At 53.9% G+C, this 23,939-nt stretch carries 18 protein-coding genes and 1 riboswitch; of the genes, 15 read left to right on the top strand and 3 right to left on the bottom strand.

All coding sequences use genetic code 11. From position 1 onward, the window contains the following. The first annotated feature begins 104 nt into the window (after positions 1-104). The 7 genes from GZH47_RS06490 (at position 105) to GZH47_RS06460 (ending at position 7,935) form a co-directional block, all read left to right on the top strand. Positions 105-986 carry a class I SAM-dependent methyltransferase gene (locus GZH47_RS06490; RefSeq protein ID WP_162639297.1) on the top strand — a complete coding sequence of 294 codons (882 nt, stop codon included), beginning with the start codon at positions 105-107 and terminating at the stop codon, positions 984-986. Positions 987-1,069: 83 nt separating this feature from the next. Beyond that, positions 1,070-1,858: a class I SAM-dependent methyltransferase gene (locus GZH47_RS06485; protein WP_162639295.1), complete on the top strand. Its 789-nt coding sequence runs from the start codon at positions 1,070-1,072 to the stop codon at positions 1,856-1,858. A gap of 240 nt (positions 1,859-2,098) precedes the next feature. After that, the gene (sigK, locus tag GZH47_RS06480; RefSeq protein WP_162639294.1) at positions 2,099-2,800 is read left to right on the top strand and encodes an RNA polymerase sporulation sigma factor SigK; all 702 of its coding nucleotides are present in this window, start codon (positions 2,099-2,101) and stop codon (positions 2,798-2,800) included. A gap of 350 nt (positions 2,801-3,150) precedes the next feature. Next, positions 3,151-4,548, top strand: coding sequence for a spore germination protein (locus GZH47_RS06475; protein ID WP_162639292.1), 1,398 nt, complete (start codon positions 3,151-3,153; stop codon positions 4,546-4,548). Then, the gene (locus GZH47_RS06470; protein ID WP_162639290.1) at positions 4,545-5,705 is read left to right on the top strand and encodes a Ger(x)C family spore germination protein; all 1,161 of its coding nucleotides are present in this window, start codon (positions 4,545-4,547) and stop codon (positions 5,703-5,705) included. Before GZH47_RS06475 ends, GZH47_RS06470 begins: the two co-directional genes overlap by 4 nt. Next, complete coding sequence (locus GZH47_RS06465) at positions 5,702-6,799, top strand: GerAB/ArcD/ProY family transporter (RefSeq protein WP_162639288.1); 1,098 nt, start codon at positions 5,702-5,704, stop codon at positions 6,797-6,799. The genes GZH47_RS06470 and GZH47_RS06465 overlap by 4 nt, the downstream gene beginning before the upstream one ends. A 227-nt stretch (positions 6,800-7,026) precedes the next feature. After that, complete coding sequence (locus tag GZH47_RS06460) at positions 7,027-7,935, top strand: AraC family transcriptional regulator (protein WP_162639287.1); 909 nt, start codon at positions 7,027-7,029, stop codon at positions 7,933-7,935. Positions 7,936-7,996: 61 nt separating this feature from the next. Here GZH47_RS06460 and GZH47_RS06455 read toward each other — a convergent pair whose 3' ends face one another. Continuing rightward, positions 7,997-9,142, bottom strand: coding sequence for a Gfo/Idh/MocA family protein (locus GZH47_RS06455; RefSeq protein ID WP_162639285.1), 1,146 nt, complete (start codon positions 9,140-9,142; stop codon positions 7,997-7,999). A 266-nt stretch (positions 9,143-9,408) separates the two neighbouring features. Here GZH47_RS06455 and GZH47_RS06450 point away from each other — a divergent pair, with 266 nt between their 5' ends. The 4 genes from GZH47_RS06450 (at position 9,409) to GZH47_RS06435 (ending at position 13,336) form a co-directional block, all read left to right on the top strand. Then, the gene (locus GZH47_RS06450) at positions 9,409-10,086 is read left to right on the top strand and encodes a response regulator transcription factor (protein WP_162639283.1); all 678 of its coding nucleotides are present in this window, start codon (positions 9,409-9,411) and stop codon (positions 10,084-10,086) included. Then, entirely contained in the window at positions 10,083-11,459 is a 1,377-nt protein-coding gene (locus GZH47_RS06445; RefSeq protein WP_162639281.1) for a sensor histidine kinase, read from the top strand. Before GZH47_RS06450 ends, GZH47_RS06445 begins: the two co-directional genes overlap by 4 nt. 66 nt (positions 11,460-11,525) lie before the next feature. Beyond that, entirely contained in the window at positions 11,526-12,662 is a 1,137-nt protein-coding gene (locus GZH47_RS06440) for an ABC transporter permease (protein ID WP_162639280.1), read from the top strand. Beyond that, positions 12,659-13,336, top strand: coding sequence for an ABC transporter ATP-binding protein (locus GZH47_RS06435; protein WP_162639278.1), 678 nt, complete (start codon positions 12,659-12,661; stop codon positions 13,334-13,336). The genes GZH47_RS06440 and GZH47_RS06435 overlap by 4 nt, the downstream gene beginning before the upstream one ends. Before the next feature lie 84 nt (positions 13,337-13,420). On the opposite strand, the gene GZH47_RS06430 is transcribed toward GZH47_RS06435, so the two are convergent. Then, positions 13,421-16,258 carry an S-layer homology domain-containing protein gene (locus tag GZH47_RS06430; RefSeq protein WP_162639276.1) on the bottom strand — a complete coding sequence of 946 codons (2,838 nt, stop codon included), beginning with the start codon at positions 16,256-16,258 and terminating at the stop codon, positions 13,421-13,423. Positions 16,259-17,029: 771 nt separating this feature from the next. Further along, the gene (locus tag GZH47_RS06425) at positions 17,030-17,569 is read right to left on the bottom strand and encodes a hypothetical protein (RefSeq protein WP_162639274.1); all 540 of its coding nucleotides are present in this window, start codon (positions 17,567-17,569) and stop codon (positions 17,030-17,032) included. Positions 17,570-17,669: 100 nt separating this feature from the next. Continuing rightward, a riboswitch (SAM riboswitch) is annotated at positions 17,670-17,798 on the bottom strand. Between the two features lie 146 nt (positions 17,799-17,944). On the opposite strand from GZH47_RS06425, the gene GZH47_RS06420 reads away from it, so the two are divergent. The 4 genes from GZH47_RS06420 to GZH47_RS06405 all read left to right on the top strand — a co-directional run bounded on the left by GZH47_RS06420 (position 17,945) and on the right by GZH47_RS06405 (position 23,794). Further along, on the top strand, positions 17,945-18,256 hold the full coding sequence (locus GZH47_RS06420; protein WP_162639272.1) for a hypothetical protein: 312 nt from the start codon (positions 17,945-17,947) through the stop codon (positions 18,254-18,256). A gap of 173 nt (positions 18,257-18,429) precedes the next feature. Further along, positions 18,430-19,455, top strand: coding sequence for a LacI family DNA-binding transcriptional regulator (locus GZH47_RS06415; RefSeq protein WP_162639270.1), 1,026 nt, complete (start codon positions 18,430-18,432; stop codon positions 19,453-19,455). A gap of 38 nt (positions 19,456-19,493) precedes the next feature. Continuing rightward, on the top strand, positions 19,494-21,284 hold the full coding sequence (locus GZH47_RS06410) for an L-fucose isomerase (RefSeq protein WP_162639268.1): 1,791 nt from the start codon (positions 19,494-19,496) through the stop codon (positions 21,282-21,284). Between the two features lie 50 nt (positions 21,285-21,334). Continuing rightward, positions 21,335-23,794, top strand: a complete 2,460-nt coding sequence (locus GZH47_RS06405) for a GH116 family glycosyl-hydrolase (protein WP_162639267.1) — start codon at positions 21,335-21,337, stop codon at positions 23,792-23,794. The last annotated feature ends 145 nt before the right edge of the window (positions 23,795-23,939 follow it).

The following is a 23,939-nucleotide window of genomic DNA, read 5'->3' as shown; positions in this document are numbered from 1 at the left end:
ATAATAGAATATATATTTTTCCAGCATAAGTCTACTGTTTTTTTCGCCAAACCTGTATGGTTATTACAGCGACCGCGGCGCGAGTATGAGCAGGGAGTTGGACCATGGAAACGTATTATTGGGACGGTAAAATTGATTACTTGAAAGCATCGGAGCGCTTGTATTACAACGATGATTATGTGCAGTTTCTGGTAGAACGCGTCTGGAAGATCGACAAGCCCATGCATATCATGGATTTTGGCTGCGGCTTCGGCCATATGGGAGCAAGGCTGCTGCCGCTGCTGCCCGAAGGCTCGGCCTACGACGGCATGGACATGGGCGCCGGGCTGATCGAACACGCGCGCGCTCTCTTCAGGCATGCGCCGTACAAGACGTCGTTCACGGTCGGGGATATAACGAAGACGGCGGTCGAACGCAAATACGACATCGCGGTCTGCCATGCCGTGCTCCTTCATATGGCCGATCCGGAGGCGCTGCTTCGCGCCATGGCAGGATGCGTGCGTCCCGGCGGGCTCGTGATCGCGTTCGAGCCCCACTGGATCGGCAACGCGGCCAACTATGATTACGAAGGGATCGAGCAATTGGACGTCACGCCGCTGGGCTTGCTTCAGGAATTGTACGAGCGCGACCGCCGCCGGACGGGGAAGGACGGCAACATCGGCTTGAAGCTGCCGAAGCTGTTCGCCCGAATCGGGCTGGGCGGCGTGCAGTGCCGGCTGAGCGATAAAGTGAACCTACATGACCCGGGCATGGACGAGGAGGAGCGGGCACGGCTGTTCGAGGGGATACGAATCGCCGATCCCGGCGAGCGCGAACCGTTCACCTTGCAATTGCTCGAGCGGGGCATGTCGCCGGTCGAAGCCGACCGTCTGTACGAGGCCGAGCATCGCTTATCGCGCGAATTCAACGCTTCCGTCTTCGCCGCTTACGCGCCTGGCATGAAGATAACGTTCGGGACGGTGCAGGAGGACTCAACCCCAACATGACAGTCCGGAACGGTTGACATTCAGACTCGATCTGGTAGAATAATCCATCTGTATAAGTCGCATCCACCTGGGAGGGATGAACGTTGCATGAGCAAGTAGCGAAAGCGAACAAGGCGGCGTGGGAAACGAAGGCGTACCAGGCATGGGTACATAGCTACGGAACGCCAGCGGAGCTTGCGGAGGAACTGAAGCAGAGCGGTATGCACAACTTGCGGTATTGGTTGAAATATACGGGCGATCTGAAGGGGAAGCGCGTGCTGAACCTGCTTGGTTCCCATGGCCGAAAGGCAATCGCGATGGCGATGCAGGGGGCAGAGGTAACCGTCGTGGATATCTCGGAAGAAAATCGCTTATATGCCTTGGAGGTTGCGGCTGCTGCGGGCGTGAATCTGACGTATATCTGTTCGGACGCCTTGCGGATTCCGGATGAAGAGAGGCTTGGGCAATTCGATTTCGTGTTGATGGAATTCGGGGTGCTGCACTATTTCACGAACTTGAACGACATCTTCTCGGTCGTCCGCCACAGGCTTGGCGCTGGCGGCCGGTTCCTGTTGACGGACTTCCATCCCTTCGCGCGCGCCTGGCTGAACACGACGAATCTGAGCCAGCCGAGCGGCGATTACTTCGACGAGAGCTTGAAGGAAGGCGACGTGGCTTTTGGAAAACTGCTGCCCGAGGAAGAGCAGTCCGGTCTGAACAAAGTGCTGGTGCGAGGCTGGACGGTCGGCGACATCATTACCGCGATCGCTTCGACTGGGCTGTATATCCGGACGTTCGAGGAGATCCCCGGTGCGACGAATCCGAAGGTTCCCGAGTTTTATACGCTGATTGCAGATAACGCGGATGTACGGCTTGCGCCGCTGCATCCTTGATCATGACGAAGAACGAAGGACTATGGCGGAGGGCCATGGTCCTTCGTTATGGATGCAAAGAAGCCGAAGGAGCAAAGAGGCTGACAGTTAAGAACCGGCGTAGTCCATCGTTATAAACGGAACATCCATACAGGTACATGCACTTCTAGGCGCTCACCCACATAGAATGTAGAACAGTCTCGAATCGTCGGGGAGTTTAATGAGCTTGCCCGGCCATTACATCGTGGGGGTGGCCGTATTATGCCTGGATTTTTTGCTGCAATCGCATTGTTCATTAAACAGCTGTCGCTTCTTGTCTCCTATGTCAAAAACAATGCTTTTCCCCAGCCGCTGCAAGAAGAGGAGGAGCTTCGGCATCTTCAGCTAATGGCGGAAGGAAACCAGCAGTCGCGTAATTTGCTTATCGAGCACAATCTGCGTCTCGTGGCTCACATCGTGAAGAAATTCGACAACACGGGCGAAGGGCTGGAAGATCTCATCTCCATCGGCACGATCGGATTAATCAAGGCGATCGAAAGCTTTCAGACGGGAAAAGGTACGAAGCTCGCGACGTTCGCTGCTCGTTGTATAGAAAACGAAATACTTATGCATCTTCGGTCGCTCAAGAAGACCCGCAAGGACGTGTCCCTGCACGATCCGATCGGAACGGACAAAGAGGGCAACGAAATCACCCTCATCGATATCCTCGGCACGGAAGCGGACGAAGTCGCGGATCGGGTGCAATTGAAAATCGAGAAGAGCAAAATATATAAAAACCTGGACATATTGGACGAACGGGAGAAAGAAGTCGTCGTCGGACGGTTCGGCCTCATCACCGGCGGGGAGGAACGGACGCAGCGGGAAATCGCGAAGGAGCTCGGCATTTCGCGCTCGTACGTGTCGCGCATCGAGAAGCGGGCGCTGATGAAGCTGTACCATGAGTTTTATAAGGCGAAGAAGTGAGGATTAGCTTTGTTATGCTAAAGAAGCCGGCGATGCCGGCTTTTTTTATTTACATAGTTTGTCTATACGTAACAAAAGTACAGTAACCTGCTGAAACATAAGGCTGATAATATACTTTAAATTCGACAACACATGGGAGGGTCTAGAAGATATCATCTCCATCGGCATAATCGGACAAATCAAGGCGACCGAAAGCATCCAATCAGGAAAGGAAAGGAAAGGAAAGGAAAGAAGCCGTGACGTCCGCGGCGCCTATGAATAGGCTGGGAATTTCAGGGAAGCATAGTGATTACTATGCTTCCCTTTCGGCTTCATCAACTCGCAACCAGTGAACGTAGGTGGGATGTCACATGAACGCTAATCTTCCGGTGGACGTGAATGAACGCGTCAGCGTGAATCACGATGCGCTGCGGCATGTGTTCCATAATTGCGCAGACATCGTATTTAGACCTTTAAAAATGTCGGATCACTCGGAAATCCTGCTCGTTTATATCGAAGAGCTGACGGATTCCAATAAATTAGAAGCTATTATTTCGGCCTGCATGATTACGCGAGACTTGAATCGTTTGGCACAATATACAAGCGTTTATCGTTTATCGGAAGTCGTGGCCAAAGTCTTAAAAGGCGGCACGGCTATTTTCGTGGAAGGCCAGCCTTTCGCATTCTTGGCGGATCTGGCCTCGTTCAAACAACGCGCAATCAATGAGCCGTCGAATGAAGCGGCCATTCGCGGTCCGCGGGAAGGATTCACGGAAGACCTCAAAACGAATTTAAGCCTGATACGAAGAAAAATCAGCCATCCTTCGTTAAAGTTCGAAATGCATCTGGCAGGCGAGCTAACCAACACGGAGTACGTCGTTGCCTATGTGGAGGAGAAGGTCAAACCGGGGCTGCTGGAAGAGGTTCATAGAAGACTTCAATCCGTGCGCACGAATCAAGTACTGGATCCCGCTTATATAGAGGAATACATAGAGGACAAGAGCTTATCCCTATTTCCGCAAATTCAAAATACGGAACGTCCGGATACGGTATCTGCAAGTTTATTGGCAGGCAGGGTAGCCATCATTGTCGATGGATCTCCGAACGCCTTGCTGCTGCCGATGACATTTTGGGCTGGACTTCAAGCGGCGGAAGACCACTATGAACGCTTCATCTACGTCTCGGCAGTGAGAATTCTACGGCTGCTGCTTGCTATTCTGTCGTGCTTGCTGCCTTCCGTGTACGTTGCGCTTACGACGTTCCATCCGCAAATGATTCCCCTTGCTCTAATGTTGAGCATATCCGCTTCCAGGGAAGGAATCCCGTTTCCGACCGTCATCGAGACGCTGCTGATGGAGTTGATGTTCGAAGGACTGCGGGAAGCCGGCCTTCGTTTGCCTAAAGCGATCGGTTCTGCCGTCAGCATCGTAGGCGCGCTCGTAATCGGGGAGGCGGCCGTCCAAGCCGGATTCATCTCGGCACCAATCGTAATGATCGTTGCCGGCACCGGAATTGCATCGTTCGCTTTTCCCAGCTACAGCTTGGCATTGCCGTTTCGTATGCTGCGTTTCCCGCTGCTCGTCGCAGGAGGATTCCTTGGTCTGTACGGCGTCGCGATCGGAGTGATGGTCATTATGATTCACCTTGTCACACTGAAATCGTTCGGCACGCCTTACTTGACCCCCGTAGCGCCAATCCGGAAAAATTTCTGGAAGGATGCGATCATTCGAATGAATAGACGGTATGTACCGGCGCCGAAACGGCAATGAAGCACCTGCGCGTCATGACGTGGCTGGCGATGCTAGCGTTCATTTCCGGATGCTGGGACAGGAATGAAATCAATGATTACGCGTTCTGGATCGGGGATGCGTTGGATTCGGCGGGGGATGGGCAAATCAGAAAAAGCGCTCAAATCGCGGTTCCTGCAGGTTTTAGGAATGCAAACGGCGGAGGGGGAAGCGAGCAGAGAGGCAGCATCGTCATATCGGCAACCGGCTCTTCGATCATTGATTTGACGCAGCAGGTTCAAGATAAGCTGCCCCGCAAGGTGTTCTTGGGACATCGCAGGTCCATCTTCTTCGGCGAAAAGCTGGCCCGTCAGGGTATCGGCGATATTATGGATCAATTTACCCGAAATACAGATACGCGCATGCGGACGGGCATCTTCGTCGTGAATAACGGGGAAGGAAAGGACGCATTGGATATCGTCAGCCCATTTAATCAATTTTCATCGATCGTGGCCGTGGACCAAGACCGGTTTTGCCGCTTAGGGGACACCTCCCTAAGAGACGTCCTGCTCGATGCAGGACGGGACGGCGTTCGTCCTTCTATGCCGATGATTGAGATCGCGCCTCAGAATGAACAAGAGAAGCAGGATAGTTTCCAAGTGCGGTCGGTTGCGATCTTTAATAAGCGCCTGCAGATGGTCGGAGAGGTGAGCGGCAGAGAGTCCTTGGAATTGTTCTGGGTCAAAGGCGTGATGAAGAACCAGTTCATTACGGAGGAAACGGGTACAGGCAAAGTATCCTTATACGAATCCAACTTGAAGAAATCCGTCCGTACCGAAATCATCGGAAATCGGTTGAAAGCCTACGTGAAGCTCTCGGGAAACGGCAGGCTGCTCGAAAACAATACGAATTACGATTTCTCCAATACCTCCCAACGCATTCCGCTCGAGCGTAAGCTGAACCAGATCAAAGCGAAGCAGGTCGAAGCGACGATCAAAAAAGTGCAGCTTAAGTATGGACAGGACGTGTTCGGGATCGGAGAAGAATTTCACAGAGAGCATCCCTACCAATGGAAGAAGCTTCGTACGCAATGGGACCGGCTATTCCCGACGGTCGAGGTATCGGTAACGGTCAAATTGAAAATTCAAAGTACGGGGGATGTCGGCAAACGTATCCCTGGATTAGGAGGTCAAAAATGAGAATATCGCCTTGGCAGCTGTTTTGGATGTTAACGACGTTGGAAATTTCAATGAGCATTTGGCTGACGGTGTCTCCCACCATCGAGATTGCGAGACAAGATGCTTGGATCTCCTTGGCCGTGGCCGGTGTCATTGGACTGTTCGTGACGTTGATTGTCATCCTGCTTTGCCAACGGCATGCTTCGCATACGCTCGTGGAATTTGTCCAGAAGCTGCTCGGGAAATGGGTCGGCAAGCTGTTCGCTGCGTTGTATATCCTGATGTGGATATCGGTGTCCGCGGATATCCTGCGAATATTTTCCCTGTTCATTAAACAATACTTATTCCACGATACCCCGATGTGGATCATATCGGGACTGATGGTTGCGGTGATGATTTACATCAATTTCGCGGGCAGCGTCGAGGCGATCGCCCGTTTCAGCCAACTGGCCGGTCCCTTGCTCTTGATCGGCATCGTCATTACTTTCGGCTTGAATGCGTCCAACCTGCATATCGATCTGCTCTTTCCCGTTTACGCAGACTCCGGCGCGGCCCACATCATAAAGGGCTCGTTCGTGAATGCCTCCTTTCTAGGCGAATCCATGATGATCATGATGCTGACGCCGTTCGTCGCAAATGCGAAAAAGATGATGAAGCCGGCGCTGTTTGCCATTTGCATCGCTTCTGTGATTGCGATCCTTACATCCATCATGGTCATTATGACCTTTGGCACCAATATTGGATCATCCTTGATTTTTCCTTATTTCAGTATGGTGCGATTTATTAATTATCTTGAATTTATCCAAAACATGGATGTTTGGATCATGTTCATCTGGATATTCAGCGTATTCGTCAAGCTGGCCAGCTATTTGTTCATCAACAGCTACGGGACGGCTCAGTTGCTCGGCATTAAGAATTGGAAGGCGGCGATCGGATTTGTTGCAACGATCCTGTTCGCGATCTCCTTGGTGCCCGCTAATGTCGTCGGGATGCTGGATTACGCAAAATTTATCTGGATCATCTACATTTTCCCGATCTTCATCGTAGGCTTGCCCATTGCCTTATTACTCGTCAGTCTTATGCGAGGGCAACTGGTTGCGCAGCAAGAGAAATAGGCCGGATCAAGCTGGCTTGTCGTAAGGGCTTCGGCGTTGTGCGCCGAAGCTTTTTTTGGCAGGCGTAACCGAGAACGCCGTACTCGCGCGACAGCGGATGCGCTCTGATATAATGGACGAGAACGGAATCTATCTCATCCGCCCGTTGCAGGCGATAGAGGCGATAGAGGCGATAGAGGCGATAGAGGCACGCAGAGCAGGAATGCCGCATAAAGGAGGGCGTTGCCGTGAACGAAGTCACTATATCCGCCATGCACTATCCATATATCCGGGATATCGGAACGACGCTAACCGAGCCGGGCTGGATTCATCCTGATCGCGCGGCGGATTATCATGTGCTGATTTATTGTATTCAAGGTCAAATGCAAGTCGTCGAAGAAGGAACGGAGTACTTGCTGAGGGATGGCCAAATCCTCTTTCTAAAGCGGGGTCTGCATCATTGGGGCGGAGAGGGAACGATGCCCGGTACGTCTACGGTCTGGATTCATTTTTACGATTCTTGCGGCGAGGCAGCAGCATCGGGGGAGCAGGCGGACGCTCCGCGGCCGCTGCCGAAGATGCATGCTCCCGGCATCTTGACGCCGGGAGACTACGATTTTGCTATCCTACTGCCTAAGACGATCAGCGTCGGCGGAATGCCGCAGCAATTGAAGCGCATAACCGAGATCAACGCGCTGAACCATGCTCCCCAATCGTTGAAGCATCTCTATTTGAGCATGGAACTAATGGCTCTGCTGCTGGATTTGCATAGGGGTTCGCAGCCGGGCAAACCGCGCAGCAAGTCGGAGGCACTCGCGCAGAAGCTTGCCGTTTTCTTGGAAGCACATTGCGGGGAGAAGCTGGATACGGAACGAATCCAAGCGCATTTCCAACACAATTACCGGTATTTGACGACGTTGTTCAAGGCCAAGTACGGCATGGCTATATCCAAGTACCATGAGAGACGGCGGATTCAGAAGGCGGCCGAATTATTGAAAAATACCTCGATGAACATCACCGAGGTCAGCTATGAGGTTCAATTCGAAAGTCCCTATTATTTCAGCCGCGTATTCAAGAAGGTGATGGGCGAGTCGCCCACCGAATATCTTAGGAACGTGTACAGGATGAACAGCGAGCATGATCGCCGTCCGCACTAAAGTGTCGTGCGTGCGTTCGGATGCGAGGTCCGCAAGGATGCATCATCCGGACGAAACACCGTTACTGCTCGTCGAAAGACGGAATGGCGACTTCCTGTCCGCCTTTCATGGCGGATTCATGGGCGCAAATGCCGGCCGCCGTCCAATCGGCTGCCGTCACCGCATCGATCGCCGGAGATCGTCCCTCGACGATGCTGCGCACGAATTCATGCACGAGATGCGGATGGGAGCCATGATGGCCGTTGCCTTGCAGCACGGACTGATGGGGATCGTCCGGGTTGAGATCGATTTGGTCCGTGATATAACGCGCCAACTCGGGCGGCAGCAGATCGGGTCTCGCGGCGGGATGAACCCGTGCGGCGGCCATGGTTCGCCCGCGGCCCTCCTCCAGCGGGCCCATGCGAAACAGGACTTGATCTTCGTCCTCCATATGCCATTCCATGGATGACTGTTCCCCGTATATATTGAAGCTTTCCATGTAGCTCCTGGCGGTATGGAACAAAGAGCGCGTCACTTCCGCGCTGAGATTCGGCTTGTCCAGCTGGAAGATGGCCGTCTCGACAGGGAACGGATTGCCGTATTGCTGCCGCAGTTCTTCTCTCATGACGCCCGAACCGAAGCAGTGGACCTTCGTCGCCCGCGCGCCGGCAATTGCAAGAAGCGGCCCGACCGCATGCGTGGCATAATGCATCGGCGGCAGCCCATTCCAGTAGGCCGGCCAGTTCTCCATATCCTGATAATGGGCGCCTCTCAGAAACTGCAGGCGGCCGAATTCGCCTTGCTCCAGCATTCGTTGGGCATGGAGGAATTGATAAGTGTAAACGGCCGTTTCCATCATCATATAGTTCTTGCCGCTTTCCCGCTGCGCCTTGACGATGGCATGAAGCTCTTCGAGGGTCGTCGCGGCCGGCACCGTGCATGCGCAGTGCTTGCCGGAACGAAGCACATCTACGGCTTGCTTGCCGTGCAGCGGAATAGGCGTGACCAGATGTACGGCATCATAGTCGTCGGACAGTAAAATTTCCTCCAATTCGGTATGTCTCCGTTCAAATCCGAATTTGTCTCCGTATTGTTGTAACCGTTCCGCGTCGGGATCGCAGATTCCAACGTACTCCACGTCGGGATGGGCATGATAGATCGGCGCGAATGCGCCGCCGAACCGCAATCCAGCGATGGCAACGCGAATTTTCTTGGTTTGGTCGGACATCGGGTTATTCTCCTTTGCGTGTCGAGTGCTTTTCACTACTCATTATGGAGAATTGGGCCGGACAATTGAATGCACATCCCACTTGAAAACCTGTACAATGATCAGGTTTTTCTACACGCTTCCAGGGCGGTCTAGACGAGTGTATGGACCTCGTCTATCTGTACGCTTTGCCTTTTGCCCGGACTCGGCATAGAAGGCGCCGAATATTGACTTCCATGAGAGGAAAAAGTAATCTGATTTTGGCTGAAGCATGAAGGGGACATGGAATGAAAAATATTCTTCTAGTTGACGATGACGCCCATATAAGGGCGCTTCTTCGGTATGTCATGATCAAAGAAGGCTATCGGGTATACGAGGCACAGAACGGCGCGGAAGCGGTCAAGCTATTGGAATCAAACCCGATGGATTTGGCCGTCATCGATATTATGATGCCGATCATGGACGGGTTCGAATTATGCGATTTTGTCAGGCAGCATTACGATATTCCGATCATCATGCTTACTGCGCGGGACCAATTGTCCGACAAGAAGCAAGGTTATCTCAGCGGAACGGATGAATACGTAACGAAGCCGTTCGAGCCCGAGGAACTGGTCTACAGGGCCAAAGCATTGTTTCGCCGCTACAATCGTACTTCCAGCGATATCATTCGGATGAATCGAATCGTGATCGATCGGAAGAACGTAGAGATTTCGGATGGGCAGTCCGTTCTCTTCTTGCCGATGAAAGAATTCGAGCTGCTGTCGCAGCTCGCGCAGTTTCCGGGACGGCTGTTTTCGCGCGATGAACTGATCCGCCTTGTTTGGGGAGCGGACTACGCCGGCGACGATCGAACGGTCGATGTCCATATTAAGCGGCTTCGCCAACGGTTTACGGCGTATGCGGACGATTTCACGATTCAGACGGTAAGGGGGATCGGTTACAAGGTCGAGGTGAACAAACGATGAGATCCTTATACTTTCGGGTCTTCCTTATTACAATAGTCGTCATTCTAGTTAGCAGTTTACTTGGCTTCCTGTTAGCGAATACCTACTATCATATGAAACTGAAACCTTTTAATGACGAGAAGCTGATAACGATCGGAAAGCAAATGAAGCAATTCGTTGAGCAGACGCCTGACGAAGCGGATCAGTACCTGAACAATGCCGCGGCGCTTGGGTACGAAATTTACTTGACGGACGGCCGAGGAGATGAACGATCGTTCGGGAAAGACTTCCGAAAACGGGATTTGGACCGGGATGCCATAGAATCGGTACTTAGCGGCAGCTTGTACCACGGCGTGGCCCAGTTTCCGAACAAATGGTTTATCTCTGGCTTTTTCGAGAATCGATTAAGCAATACAGTCGGAATCCCCGTTCGTATTAAGGATCGGGATTATGCGTTGTTCCTGCGTCCTGACGTGATTTTGCAGTTCGGCGAATTACGCATATTTTTTGCATTAATCGGTCTGTTTACCGTAGGCATTAGCATCATCATCTTCTTATTCAGTACACGCTATTTAGTCAAGCCGATCACGCGGTTGTCGGATGCGACGAAACGGATTGCCCAAGGAAATTATAATTTGAGACTGCCTACCCGCAGACGCGATGAAATCGGGCGATTGGCCGAACATTTCATGAGCATGAGCGCCGAGTTGGAACGAGTCGATCAAGCGCGCCAACAATTCGTATCGAATGTATCGCATGAGATACAATCGCCGCTCGCCTCGATTCAAGGTTTCGCGAAAGTGATGGCCGAACGAGATCTCCCGAACGAAGAACGCAGGCACTATGCATCGATTATAGAAGACGAGAGCCGGCATCTCTCGCTGCTCAGCAAACAGCTGCTGTTGATCTCCTCGCTGGAACAAGGACAAGAGGCCGTTAACAAAACGACTTTTTCGCTGCGGGACCATATTCGCCAAGTCGTTCAGGTGCTGCAATGGCAGCTGGAAGACAAGGAGCTGTCGATTAAAATTACCGTGCCCGACTCGATTCGGCTGCATGGCGACGAGGTACTGCTGATGCAAGTTTGGATGAACCTGATCGGCAATGCCGTGAATCATATTCCTCGCGGAAGAACCATTGATATCCGTGCGGAGCGCAAGAACGGGCAATGCGAGATAGCCATTCAGGATACGGGCGACGGCATCGACCCCGAGCATCTGCCGTTCTTGTTCGACCGGTTCTATCGGGTGGATCGCGCGCGCAAACGCACCTCCGGCCGGACGGGGCTAGGTCTAGCCATTGTCAAGAAAATCGTCCAACTGCACGACGGGAGCATAGAGGCGGCCAGTTCATCTGCCGGAACGCGCTTTACCGTGACCCTGCCCCAACTGTAACCTATTATTCACTCGCCGTTCATTTTCGCTTCCTATACTGATGGCATTCGGAAGGAGGGAAGCAAGATGTATCTGGCGATTCGCGAAATGAGATTTGCAAAGGCCCGGTACGCGTTAATTGCGGTAATTATGGTGCTTGTTGCCTTTCTGGTTCTGTTCGTTACCGGACTTGCGCAGGGACTTGCGTATGACAACGCGGCTTCTGTTAAGAATATGGGTGCCACTCATTTTCTATTGGAAAACAATTCCAACCACCGTCTCGCCCGATCCCAGGTCGACCAGCATCAGCTTGACGCGGCCCGTTCAATCGTTGGCGAAGCAAACGCAGAACCGCTTGGCGTGAAAATGACCACGGTTAAGCCAGTCGGCAGCAGCGAAAAGGTGGATGTAACGTTGCTCGCGGTTGATTTCAATAGCTGGCTGGCACCAAAGATGACCGAAGGTAGAGGCGTACCTCTCTCTGACCAAACGGCAGGACATGTTCTCGTCGATCGCAAGCTGTCCGATTCCGGGGTCGAAATCGGCACGATCCTTGTCGATCAAGCTTCGGGAACCGAATGGACGGTAGACGGGTTTGTTGAAAAGGAGTCTTTCAGCCATACGCCGGCCGTATTCCTTACCATGCAGGATTGGTTTCATCTTCAGGCGCTGACGGCGGTTCGTCAAGGAACCCAATCCCAATCAACGGTCAGCCGGGTTTACAATGCGATTGCGATGAAGGATTCGAATGGAAAAACGAAGGAGCTGCAAGCGGCGTTATCGAACACGGAAGTCATATCGAAATCCGAGGCGGTATCCGCGATACCGGGTTACAAAGAAGAGCAAGGATCGCTGCTGATGATGATCGTCTTCTTATTTGTCATCTCCGCATTCGTGCTGGCCGTATTCTTCTATGTCATCACGATTCAGAAGAGCAGCCAATTCGGCATTTTGAAAGCCATTGGCACGCGGACGGCTTATTTAGCGAGAAGCGTAACCTTGCAGGTATTGCTCTTAGCGATCGGCAGCATGGTGATTAGCATTTTACTGGTCAAACTTTTTGAGGTCCTATTGCCGGCTTCAATGCCATTTCAATTAGGGATGTCCAGCTTGTCGCTTACCTGCTTGTCTTTCGTAATCATGTCTTTGGCGGGTTCGCTGTTTTCGGTTTGGAAGGTTGCGCGGATCGACGCCTTAGATGCAATCGGGAGGACGGCGGCATGACGAACAGACTCGAACTACAAGCGATTACGCGGACGTTTCAAGACGGCGATAGCGAAAGAACGATTTTGGATAAGCTGGATTTCGAGGTTGCGGAAGGCGAGCTTGTTGCGGTTATGGGGCCATCGGGTTCGGGCAAGAGTACGTTTCTGTCCATCGCGGGCGTGCTTCTTGCGCCGACGAGCGGGGATGTGCTGCTCGACGGAGAATCGATCCTCGGCAAAGACAAGAAGGAACGTTCCGAACTTCGACTTCGGAAAATCGGCTTTATATTTCAAAGCGCCAACCTAATCCCCTACCTGAAAGTAGAAGAACAACTGATGCTGGTAGCGAAACTTGCCGTCATGGATAAGGCAAGGGCAGCAAAGCGCGCTGGAGAATTACTGGAGCAACTCGGGCTATCTCATAGACGAAGCGCATATCCGGACAATCTGTCCGGGGGAGAACGGCAGCGGGTTGCGATCGCAAGAGCCTTCATGAATGACCCGGCCGTCCTGTTCGCGGATGAACCGACGGCAAGCCTGGATGCATCGAGAGGACTCGATGTCGTGCGCATGATTTCTAAACAAGTAAAAGATCAGCGCAAGAGCGCGGTAATGGTGACCCATGATGACCGGATATTGCCGCTTTGCGATCGCGTTCTTTTCCTGGAGAATGGCAAACTGATACCACGTTGAACAGCGATATGATTTCAATGGCTGCGGTGTTCTTCGCATGCAAAAAGCCGAGAGCGTTAGCTCCCGGCTTTTCCGTATGGCGAATTATCTTGTAAAGTCTGCCGATTGCGAACGGGACGTGGTTTCGTTCCCTTTTTCATCCTTGATGACATATACGACTCTCACCTTATAGCTTGTTCCTTCAGTAAGCTGCGCCAGGGAATATAGACGATTGCTCGTGTCTCCGGAAGTGACGAAGACGTAATTCGTACCTTTCACCAGCTTATCAGGCTGGGGTTGCAGCACGCCGTCCACTTCGTAACGAACGAATCCCCATTCCTTCGTCCGGGCGAACACGTTGCCGCTGCTGTCTTTCACCGGATTATACGTGCCCCCGTTGTCAGTCGAATATTCGTAGTAAGAAGTGAACTGCGAATCCGGATCCGTCAGGTCCAAGTCTTGGTCGACTTGGAACTGCATCGCCAGGAAATAGCCGCCGCTCGTTGCAAAGATAGGGGTGGAAGCGTCCGTAGCAACATGACTGATGGTATGGACCGGAGTCGGCGCTACTGCGGTAAAGTCCACAGATTGAGAACGGGACGTTGTCAGGTTCCCTTTTTCATCCGTGACTTCGTATACGACTCTGACCTTGTAGTTCGTTCCGTCAGGAAGCTGCGCAAGAGAAGCCAACCGATGAGTCGTGTCTCCGGAAGTGACGAAGACGTAATCGGTGCCCGCTACCAATTTGTTAGGTTGGGGTTGCAGCACGCCGTCCGTTTCGTAACGTACGAAACCCCACTCTTTCGTCCGCTTGAACACATTACCGTTGCTGTCGAGCACCGGGGAATACGAGTCCCCGCCGTCAGTCGAGTATTCATAATAAGATGCGAACTGAGTCGCCGGATCTGCCAGGTTCAAATCCTTGCTGACTTGGAACTGCATCGCCAGGAAATAGCCGCTGCTCGTTGCGAAGACGGGGGCCGAAGCGTCCGTAGCAACGTAATTCATGGTATTGACCGCCGAAGAGGTAAAGTCCACCGATCCAGAACGGGAAGTGGTTTCGTTCCCTTCTTCGTCCTTGATGACGTATACGACTCGGACCTTATATTGCGTTCCGTCAGGCAGCTGCGCAAGGGAAGCCAACCGATGGGTCGTGTCACCGGAAGTGACGAATACGTAATCGGTACCCGTTACCAACTTATCCGGTTGCGGTTGCAGCACGCCGTCCGCTACGTAACGTACGAATCCCCACTCCTTCGTCCGCTTGAACACGTTACCGCTGCTGTCCAGCACCGGATTATACGTAGCTCCGCCGTCAGTCGAGTATTCGTAGTATGAAGTGAACTGCGAATCTGGATCTGTCAGGTCTACGTCATGGTCGACTTGGAACTGCATCGCCAGGAAATAGCCGCCGTTCGTGGCGAAGATAGGGGCCGAAGCATCCGTAGCAACGTGATCGATGGTATGGATCGGAATCGGCGCTACCGCGGAAATCGCCGTGTTGACCGCCGTGAACGTATGTCCTGCCTTATCCGTGATTTCAATAACCGCTTTCGTTGGTGCCGCAAATCCGTAAGTCGTGCGATCCCAACGCTGGCCTTCCCCGGCTGTAAACGCTTCGTCGCGTTTGTCGAATGCGACGCTAAGCTGTCCGTCCGCTTCGCCTAAATCGGTATCGTCCGCTTCCAGCACGCGAATATGTTCGCCCTTCGATGTAGCGGAAGCGAGGAACGTAGTGCCGTCGTACAGGGAAACCTTGATCTGTTGAATGTTCGAGTAGGGCAGGCGGTCAAGATTGATATTGAAGCCCACGTTGTAAGCGTCTTCTTCCTTCCAATACCCGAAGTCTTCGGGAACCAAATACGCGGAGTCAGGCGCTAAAGTCTTTACGACCAGCGGCGTGCTTGCCGTCGAAGCGTTACCGGCTGCGTCCTTCGCCTTCACTGTAAACGTGTATTCCGTGTCAGTGACAAGCCCCGTCGCGGAGTATGATCTTCCAGACTGCGAAGCCACCTTCACGCCGTCTTTGTAAATGTCGTATCCGGTAACCGCGACATTATCGGTCGAAGCCGTCCAGTTAAGTTGAAGGCTGTCTTGCTCGATTTGCGAAGCCGCAAGTCCAGTCGGTGCGGTTGGTGCCGAGGAGTCCGTTGTATATCCACCGCCACCGCCACCGCCGCCGCCGCCGCCGCCGATAGGAGTTGGATCCGTAGCAGGTTCATTGGTTGGGTCCGTAGTCGGATCAGTAGTAGGATCAGTTGCCGGGTCCGTGGTTGGATTCTTGGTTGGCTGAATTTCTTCTTGCGTCTCGATGAAGTTTGAAGCCATCACCGCCGCCTGTTCCCGGAGGGCTTCGCCTTTAGGGTTGAAAGATCCATCAGGGTTACCTTTGATCAATCCGTATTTCAACGCCAACGCGACAGCGTTTTTCGCCCAATCCGAAATGCTGTCCGCATCCGTAAACGTGTTGGCAGCTACTTCGTCTTTCGGGATAGCGCCTGTGGAAATCAACGCGTTTACCATGATTACCGTCGCCGCCTCACGGGTCAACGGGGCGTTCGGGCTGAAGAGCGTCGCGCTCGTACCATGAATGATTCCTGCCTTGAAAGCGACGTCAACGTAAGGGGCCGCCCAAGCGGGTACGTCCTTGAACTGCGATGAAGCCGTTTGGTTCAGATCCACTTTCAAGCCCATCGACTTCACGATCATGACGATGAACTGCGCGCGGGTCAGTTGTCCTTTCGGGTCGAAGTTACCGTCCGCATCTCCTTGAATGATGCCTTTGTCCAGAAGTTCCTGGATCGCGTCTTTCGCATAGTTGCTTGCACCGTCCGTGAATCCGGGTGCCGTTGCGGATGTTTCCGCGTAACTGGTTCCCGCCGCGCCGAGCGAACTGAGTACCAAAGCGGACGACAATACTGCTGAAGCTATTTTCTTGTTCATTTTTAAACGTTCCTCCGATTGTTTGGCGGGCTTGGTAGAATAGGTTGTCCTATGAAACGATGCCCGAATGATTGCCTTATTTTCATTATCCTGTCACGACTCAAAGTCGCTTACCGCCTTTGATTATCGAGATGAAATGCTATTCGACATCCCGAGAACTCAATCCGCCTCCCATATTTATCCACGACTTTAGGACTACTACTCCCGGATTATCCCATCTGAGTTAAAAGTTTGTAAATACATGTTTCGACTAAAAATTCATTCTGTTGGAATACATTTACATATTTCTAGCGGCCTGTACTTTTGAAACTTTATATGTCTTTATTCCTATTTTTGAAAAATGGTGTTGCTAGATGCCATTGTTTGCATATTCCAAGTGAAAGAAGGCTCCCGGTTGTTAAGTCAACATTTTCGGCGCGGTTTATGAAGTGAAGCACTATAATTTGGATCCGCGCATTGTAATGCTTATGATTCTTAGGCCTCATAAGAAACCCGCATGTAAATGTCCCGGCGTCATGCGAGCCGAAGGAGCGAAAAGAAACAAAAAAATACATTTATATACATTATGGGGACTAAAGAGGAGGGCATTTCGGATACGTCCAATTGGAGAGCGAGATAAACGAAATATAAAAAAATGGAAACTTTCATGCCGTGAAGGTTATAAAACGCGGAAATAAATAACCGGTTGAACTTGGATGACATCCAGGTCCAACCGGTTCTTATTCGTTATTCGGTGCCGCCGACTGCCGGAGGCTTAAGGGGGATATGCACTCAGAAAGAAACATACGATTGCGTATAACGATGCAAGCAGGAGGGATCCCAGCGATATTGCCGCTCCTCATGGCTGGCAGCCGCCCGCTCGACATGTCTATTCGCGTTCAGGAGCGCGGACTTCACGAGCTCGGATCTCAAGGCTCCCCACGCCGCCTGCTTCTGCTGAACATAGTCGAGGCCTTCCGGTAATGTCCGGCCTTTCATGCGTTGAAGAGGGGCCGTCCACATCACCAAGTCGCCGCTAAGCTGCTTGCAAGGAATCGCAAATTCCGCTGCTCCGACTGCACCCGTATGGGCGGTGATCGCAAGCAGTCCGCAGCAATAATCGTTGCCGCGGCCCGGATGCAGCTTCTCGGTCCATTCGCGGTCGAAGCGAAAACATTCGATGCGGGTAATCGTATCTTGCTGCAAAAGGGCAAACGATGAGCCAACCACCGAATTTTTGAAACGGAGCCATTCTATAAGCCCGGGAAGCGTGTCGCGGCGATACCCGGCGGATTCATCGATCAACGAACGGTCGGCAATCGTGTTCAGCATCCTAATTCCTCCTATAGTCAAGTTGAGTTATGGCAGAAAACAAAAAAGACCCTCTCCGGAATCAGAGAAGGTCATAGGTATGTATGGATAACTATCCTCGCTCTTATCTCCCAGATTCGCTTCGCAAAGCGTTCCGCAAGAATTAGCACCGTGCATTCCTCTGTGACACAAAGGTTTGTCGGTTGCCGGGTATCATCGGGCTTGTCCCTCCACCTACTCTTGATAAGAATAAACATATGAAATTTTCATCATTATGCTATAAAAGTACGCTGTCTGTCAAGGGAGATGGCAATTGTACGACAGAGGCATGTTTAAAGAGCATCATTTTCTGCTATACTTGTGCACATCACGTCAAGAGAGATGGAGATTTACCGCATGAATCGCAAAACAGTTCTCGTTACATTGATCGTTTCGCAAATCATATATGTGATATCCGTAGTCGCATGGCTGTTCGTGCTGGGCATGTCCGTGATGGGTTTCGACAGCCCGCAGGCCCAATACGACATGATGACATGGCTGATATTCATTTATATCCTGATTTATCCGCTGGCGATGGCCGCTTCGGCGGTTACCGCGTGGGTTCTGTTCGCTCGCCGGAGACACCGCTCGGCGCTGCTCTGGAATGGCATCCCGCTGCTCTGGATCGTGCCGCTGTTCGCGCTTCTGATCTATGTATTCGTCGCTTAATCATGTCTCTATGCACAAGAGCCTTGTCCGGATTCGTTTCGGGACGAGGCTCTTGTTCGTTTTCGCGATAATTCGCTATTGACAGTGAATGGGAATCGCAGTACTCTCATTGTGTAATCGTTTACGTAATCGATTACATGAACGATTGCAACCCTTTTCGAGGTGAATAAAGATTGTCCAAAGCAACGATCAAGCAAGTCGCGGCAGAAGCCGAAGTGTCGACGGCTACTGTCTCGCGCGTGCTCAACGACAGCGGCTACGTCAGCGCTGAAGTCAAGGAACGCGTATTCGGCGCCATCGCCAAGCTCAATTATCAACCGAGCGCCATCGCAAGAAGTTTGAAGCAGGACAAGACGTTCATGATCGGCGTCATCGTTCCGGACATATCCAACCCGTACTTCATGGGCATTTCCAGAGGCATCGAGGACGTGGTAGGCCCGGAAGGCTTTCAATTGATGTTCTGCAGCTCCGACGAGGCACCGGAGAAGGAAGCAAGGCTGCTGCAGCTGCTCCACGAGAAACGCGTCGATGCCATCGTGCTTGCCACGTCCGGCGGCAACGTGGCGAACATCAACAGCCTGCGGGACAACGGCCAGCGGATGGTGCTGATCGACAGGCGGCTTGAAGAAGAAGCCGGCACGAACGAGACCGGTCTGCCGGCGCTTGATCTGGTCGCGGAGGATAACGTCCAAAGCGCCTATGAATTGACCAAAGCGCTGTTGGACGACGGTCATGTCCGTATCGGCGCGGTGAACGGTCCGACGAGAGTCAGCACGGGACGCGAGCGCTTGGAAGGCGTGCTTCGCGCGATGAAGGAGCGCGGCGTCGAGGATCGGCTGCTGCTCTACAGCGGGGATTTCTCCGCGGAAGGCGGCATTCGGGCCGTCCGGCAGTTTCTGAACGAGGAAGAGAAGCCGACGGCGATCGTCTCGCTGAACAACCAGATGAGCCTCGGCGTGCTGCTGGAGCTGGTAGGAAGCGGACTGCGCATTCCCGGCGATATGGCTGTCGCTTCTTTCGGCGAAGTGGAAGCAGGCCGTCTATTGAAGGAGCCCGGTCTGTACTACGTGGACCAGGATCCTTACGAGATGGGCCTCCAGGCCGGCGACCTGCTGCTGCGTCTCATTCGGGGCGAGAACGAGGCGCATTCGCCTTCCAGCAAGATTTTTCATCATGAAGTCAAACGCATTCATTCCTGAATTCCAACAAATCCACGTGAAGAAAGAGGAACCTACCCATGAATACGCATATCGGCAACAGACTGCAGGGCAGCTTGCCTACGATCGGCATCCGGCCTATTATCGACGGCCGCCGCGGAGGCATTCGCGAATCGCTCGAAGACGTAACGATGGAGATGGCGCGCAATGCGGCCGCGTTCTTGTCGGAAAACTTGAAACACAGCAACGGCTTGCCGGTGGAATGCGTAATTGCAGATACTTGCATCGGCGGCGTGGCGGAAGCCGCGAGAGCGGAGGAGAAATTCGCGCGTGCCGGCGTCGGCCTGACGATCTCGGTAACGCCTTCCTGGTGCTACCCGACCGAGACGATGGATACGCATCCGACGAGACCGAAAGCGATTTGGGGCTTTAACGGCACGGAGCGTCCGGGCGCCGTATATCTGGCCGCCGTGCTTGGCGCGCATAATCAGAAGGGGCTTCCCGCGTTCTCCATCTACGGCCGCGACGTGCAGGACATCGGCGACACGACGATCACGCCGGACGTGCAGGAGAAGCTGCTGCAATTCGCCAAAGCGGGTCTTGCGGTAGCTGCGATGCAGGGCAAATCGTATCTGTCGATGGGCTCGGTGTCCATGGGGATAGCGGGCTGTATCGTCGACGAGACCTTCTTCCAGCGTTTCCTCGGCATTCGCAACGAGTACGTGGACATGACGGAGTTCGTGCGCCGCATGGGCCTTGGCATCTACGATCAGACGGAATATGAAACCGCTCTCGCATGGGTCAAAGCCAACTGCAACGAAGGCGCGGAAGTCAATCCGGAGCATCTGCAGCGCACGGAAGAGCAGAAAGCGGGCGATTGGGAAACCGTTGTGAAAATGACGCTCATCGCCCGCGATCTGATGATCGGCAACCCGAAATTGGACGAGATCGGCTACGGCGAAGAAGCGCTCGGCCATAATGCGATCGCCGCCGGCTTCCAAGGTCAGCGCGCATGGACGGACTACTTCCCGAACGGCGACTTCATGGAAGCGATCCTGACGTCTTCGTTCGATTGGAACGGCATCCGCGAGCCGTTCATGCTGGCAACGGAGAACGATACGCTGAACGGCATCACGATGCTCTTCGGTCATCTGCTTACGAATGCCGCGCAAATTTTCGCGGACGTGCGCACGTACTGGAGCCCGGATGCGGTGAAACGCGTAACGGGCCATCAATTGGAAGGCCGCGCGGCGAACGGCATTATCCATCTCATTAACTCCGGTCCGGCGGCGCTAGACGGAACGGGCCGCCAGACGATCGACGGCCAGCCGGCAATGAAACCGTTCTGGGATATTACAGAGCAGGAAGTGAGCGATTGCCTGGGAGCGACGAAATGGAGCCCGGCGGTCGACTTCTTCCGCGGCGGCGGCTTCTCGACGGACTTCACGACGCGCAGCGGCATGCCGGTTACGATGGCGCGCATCAACTTGGTCGCGGGTCTCGGACCGGTTCTGCAATTGGCCGAAGGCTACACGGTCGAACTGCCGGACGACGTGCACGACAAGCTTGATCAGCGCAGCAACCCGACTTGGCCGACGACTTGGTTCGTGCCGAATCTGACGGGCGAAGGCTTGTTCAAGGATGTATACACGGTCATGAACAACTGGGGCTCCAACCACGCGGCCGTCAGCTACGGCCACATCGGCGGCGATCTGATCACGCTTGCGGCGATGCTGCGCATTCCGGTCAGCATGCACAATGTTTCGGACGACCGCGTGTTCCGTCCAAGCATGTGGAGCGCATTCGGCGGCATGGATCCGGTCGGCGCAGACTTCCGGGCATGCCAAACGCTGGGACCTCTGTACCGCTAACAGCGGGCGGACGTGCAAACAACGATAACGCGGAAAGCGATGGTGCTCACATGATCGAAACGAAGGAACGGCTATATACCGGCAACGGACAGCGCACCTACCCTGGCGAAGCCAAGGAGGCGCTCTTCCCGCTCGGCGGCATCGGCACGGGCAATATCTCGCTCGGCAGCCGCGGCGAATTGAAGGACTGGGAGATTTTCAACCTGCCGGCGAAGAACACGTTCATGCCGAATACGTTTTTTGCCATTCGCGTCGAGCAAGAGGGACGGAAGCCGGTAGCCAAAGTGCTGGAGTCGAAGCTGCTTCCGCCGCATGCGCTCTCGCACGGCTACCATCCGCTTACGGGAGCCGGACTGCCGCGCCTGGACGAATCCGAGCTGATCGGCACTTATCCGATGGCGCGTATCGCGTTCCGGGACAGCGAGCTGCCGGTCAACGTAGAGCTTGAGGCGTTCACGCCGATGATTCCGCTCGATCCCGAGAATTCCGGCATTCCGGCGGCTTCGCTGACCTATCGCGTCACGAACGTCAGCGATCTTCCGGCCGAAGTCGTCATTGCGGGCTCGATGATCAATCCCGTCGGCGGATTGACCTACGACAAGTTCAGCAATTTGGACTGGAACATGCCTTGCGGGCAGAACGTGAATGCATTCCGGCAGGATGCGGACGTATCCGGCCTTGATCTGACTTCCGAGAAATGGGCGCCCGGCGATCTGAACTACGGCAATTTGGCGCTGCAGACGACCAACACGCATCTGACGGTTAAGCGGGCGTGGCTGCGCGGCGCGTGGTACGATTTTCTGCAGGAGTTCTGGGACGACTTCACGGAAGACGGCCGGCTGACGGATCTCGGGTACGAGACGCCTTCGGAGGAGCATAAGACGGACACGGGCTCGCTCGGCGTCATCGAGACGCTTCAGCCTGGCGAGACCAAGACCTTCCGATTCGTGCTGTCCTGGTACTTCCCGAACCGCATTAACGGCTGGAACGAGCATAACCGGGATAAGACCCCGGGCCGTGAAACGATCCGCAACCATTATGCGACGCGGTTCTCGAGCGCCTGGGAGGCCGGCGCGTACCTGCTGAACAATCTGGATGGACTGCGGACGCGGACGGAAGCGTTCCGGGATGCGCTGTTCGGCACGACTTTGCCGGGTTACGTGATCGACGCCTTGGCCGGCAATATGCCGGTGCTGCGCAGCTCGACCTGCTTCTGGCTCGAGAACGGCAAGTTCCTCGGCTTCGAAGGGACATTCGACGACGGCGGTTCTTGCGACGGCAACTGCACGCATGTGTGGAACTACGAGCAGACGCTCGCGTTCTTGTATCCATCGCTTGAGCGGACGATGCGCCGGGTCGAGTTTATGGAGGAAGTCGAAGATTCCGGTAAAATGAATTTTCGCGCATTCAGCATGTTCGGCTGCGGTGGACCGTGGGGCGGTAAATCCAGCCATCCCGCCGCGGACGGCCAGCTTGGCGCGGTCATGCGCGTGCTTCGCGAATGGAAGCTGTCCGGCGACGGCGATTTCCTGCGGGAGCTGTGGCCGAACGTGAAGCGGGCGCTTGATTTCGCGCTCGCCCACTGGGATCATGACGGCGACGGCGTGATGGAAGGCGTACAGCATAATACGTACGACATCGAGTTCCACGGCCCGAACCCGCTGACCGGCATTATGCTGCTCGGCGCCCTGAAAGCCGCGGAAGCGATGGCACGCTTCTTGGCCGACGACGAAGCGGCCGACCGTTACAGTACGACCGCGGCAGTTAGTGCCAAGCGGCTGAGCGAGCTGACGTGGAACGGCGAATATTTCGTTCAGGTGCTGGACGACGTCAACGCGCATAAGTACCAGCACGGGCTCGGCTGCCTGTCCGATCAGCTGCTCGGCCAGCAGCTGGCGCATCTATACGGCCTCGGCCATCTGATGGAAGAGGATCGGCTCAAGAGCGCCGTCCATGCGGTTTTCCGGCATAATTTCAAAGCGGATTTCAAGGATCACGTGAACTGCCAGCGCGTATATGCGCTTCATGACGAGCAGGGGCTCGTGCTCTGTTCCTGGCCGAACGGCGGACGGCCGAAGCTGCCGTTCGTTTACTCCGACGAGGTATGGACAGGCATCGAGTATCAAGTGGCGACGAACCTGATCTACGAAGGCTTCATCGATGAGGGGCTGACGATCGTGAAGGCGGTTCGCGAACGTCAGGACGGCTACCGGCGCAGTCCGTGGAACGAAGTGGAATGCGGCCATCACTATGCCCGCTCGATGTCGAGCTGGGGACTGTTGATCGCGTTCGCCGGCTTCGAGTTCGACATGGCAGCAGGCACGATGTCGTTCAAACCGGCCATGGAGGACGAAGATTATACGACCTTCTGGAGCACGGGCCGTGGCTGGGGCGTCTACAAGCAGGTCAAAGACCCGTCCAGCGGCAAGCTGGTTCCGAGCGTCGACGTGCTCGGCGGCGATATGAGCGGCGTTCAAGTGCATGCATGCGGTACGACGATCCAATTGTAATCGAAGGAAGATCAGCGACCGTTCCCCGGCTATGTCGGGGGACGGTTATTTGCGTTTTAGCGCGTTTAAGGGGGCGCGACAGATAAAATAGTAAAAATCGAATTTTCACGAATTGAAATGGATGCTATGATCAGTTTAATAGTGG

This window comes from Paenibacillus rhizovicinus (genome assembly GCF_010365285.1).
GTDB lineage: Bacteria > Bacillota > Bacilli > Paenibacillales > Paenibacillaceae > Paenibacillus_Z > Paenibacillus_Z rhizovicinus.
Note: the sequence above shows the minus strand (reverse complement) of the source record. Positions and strands in the feature narration are given on the sequence as shown.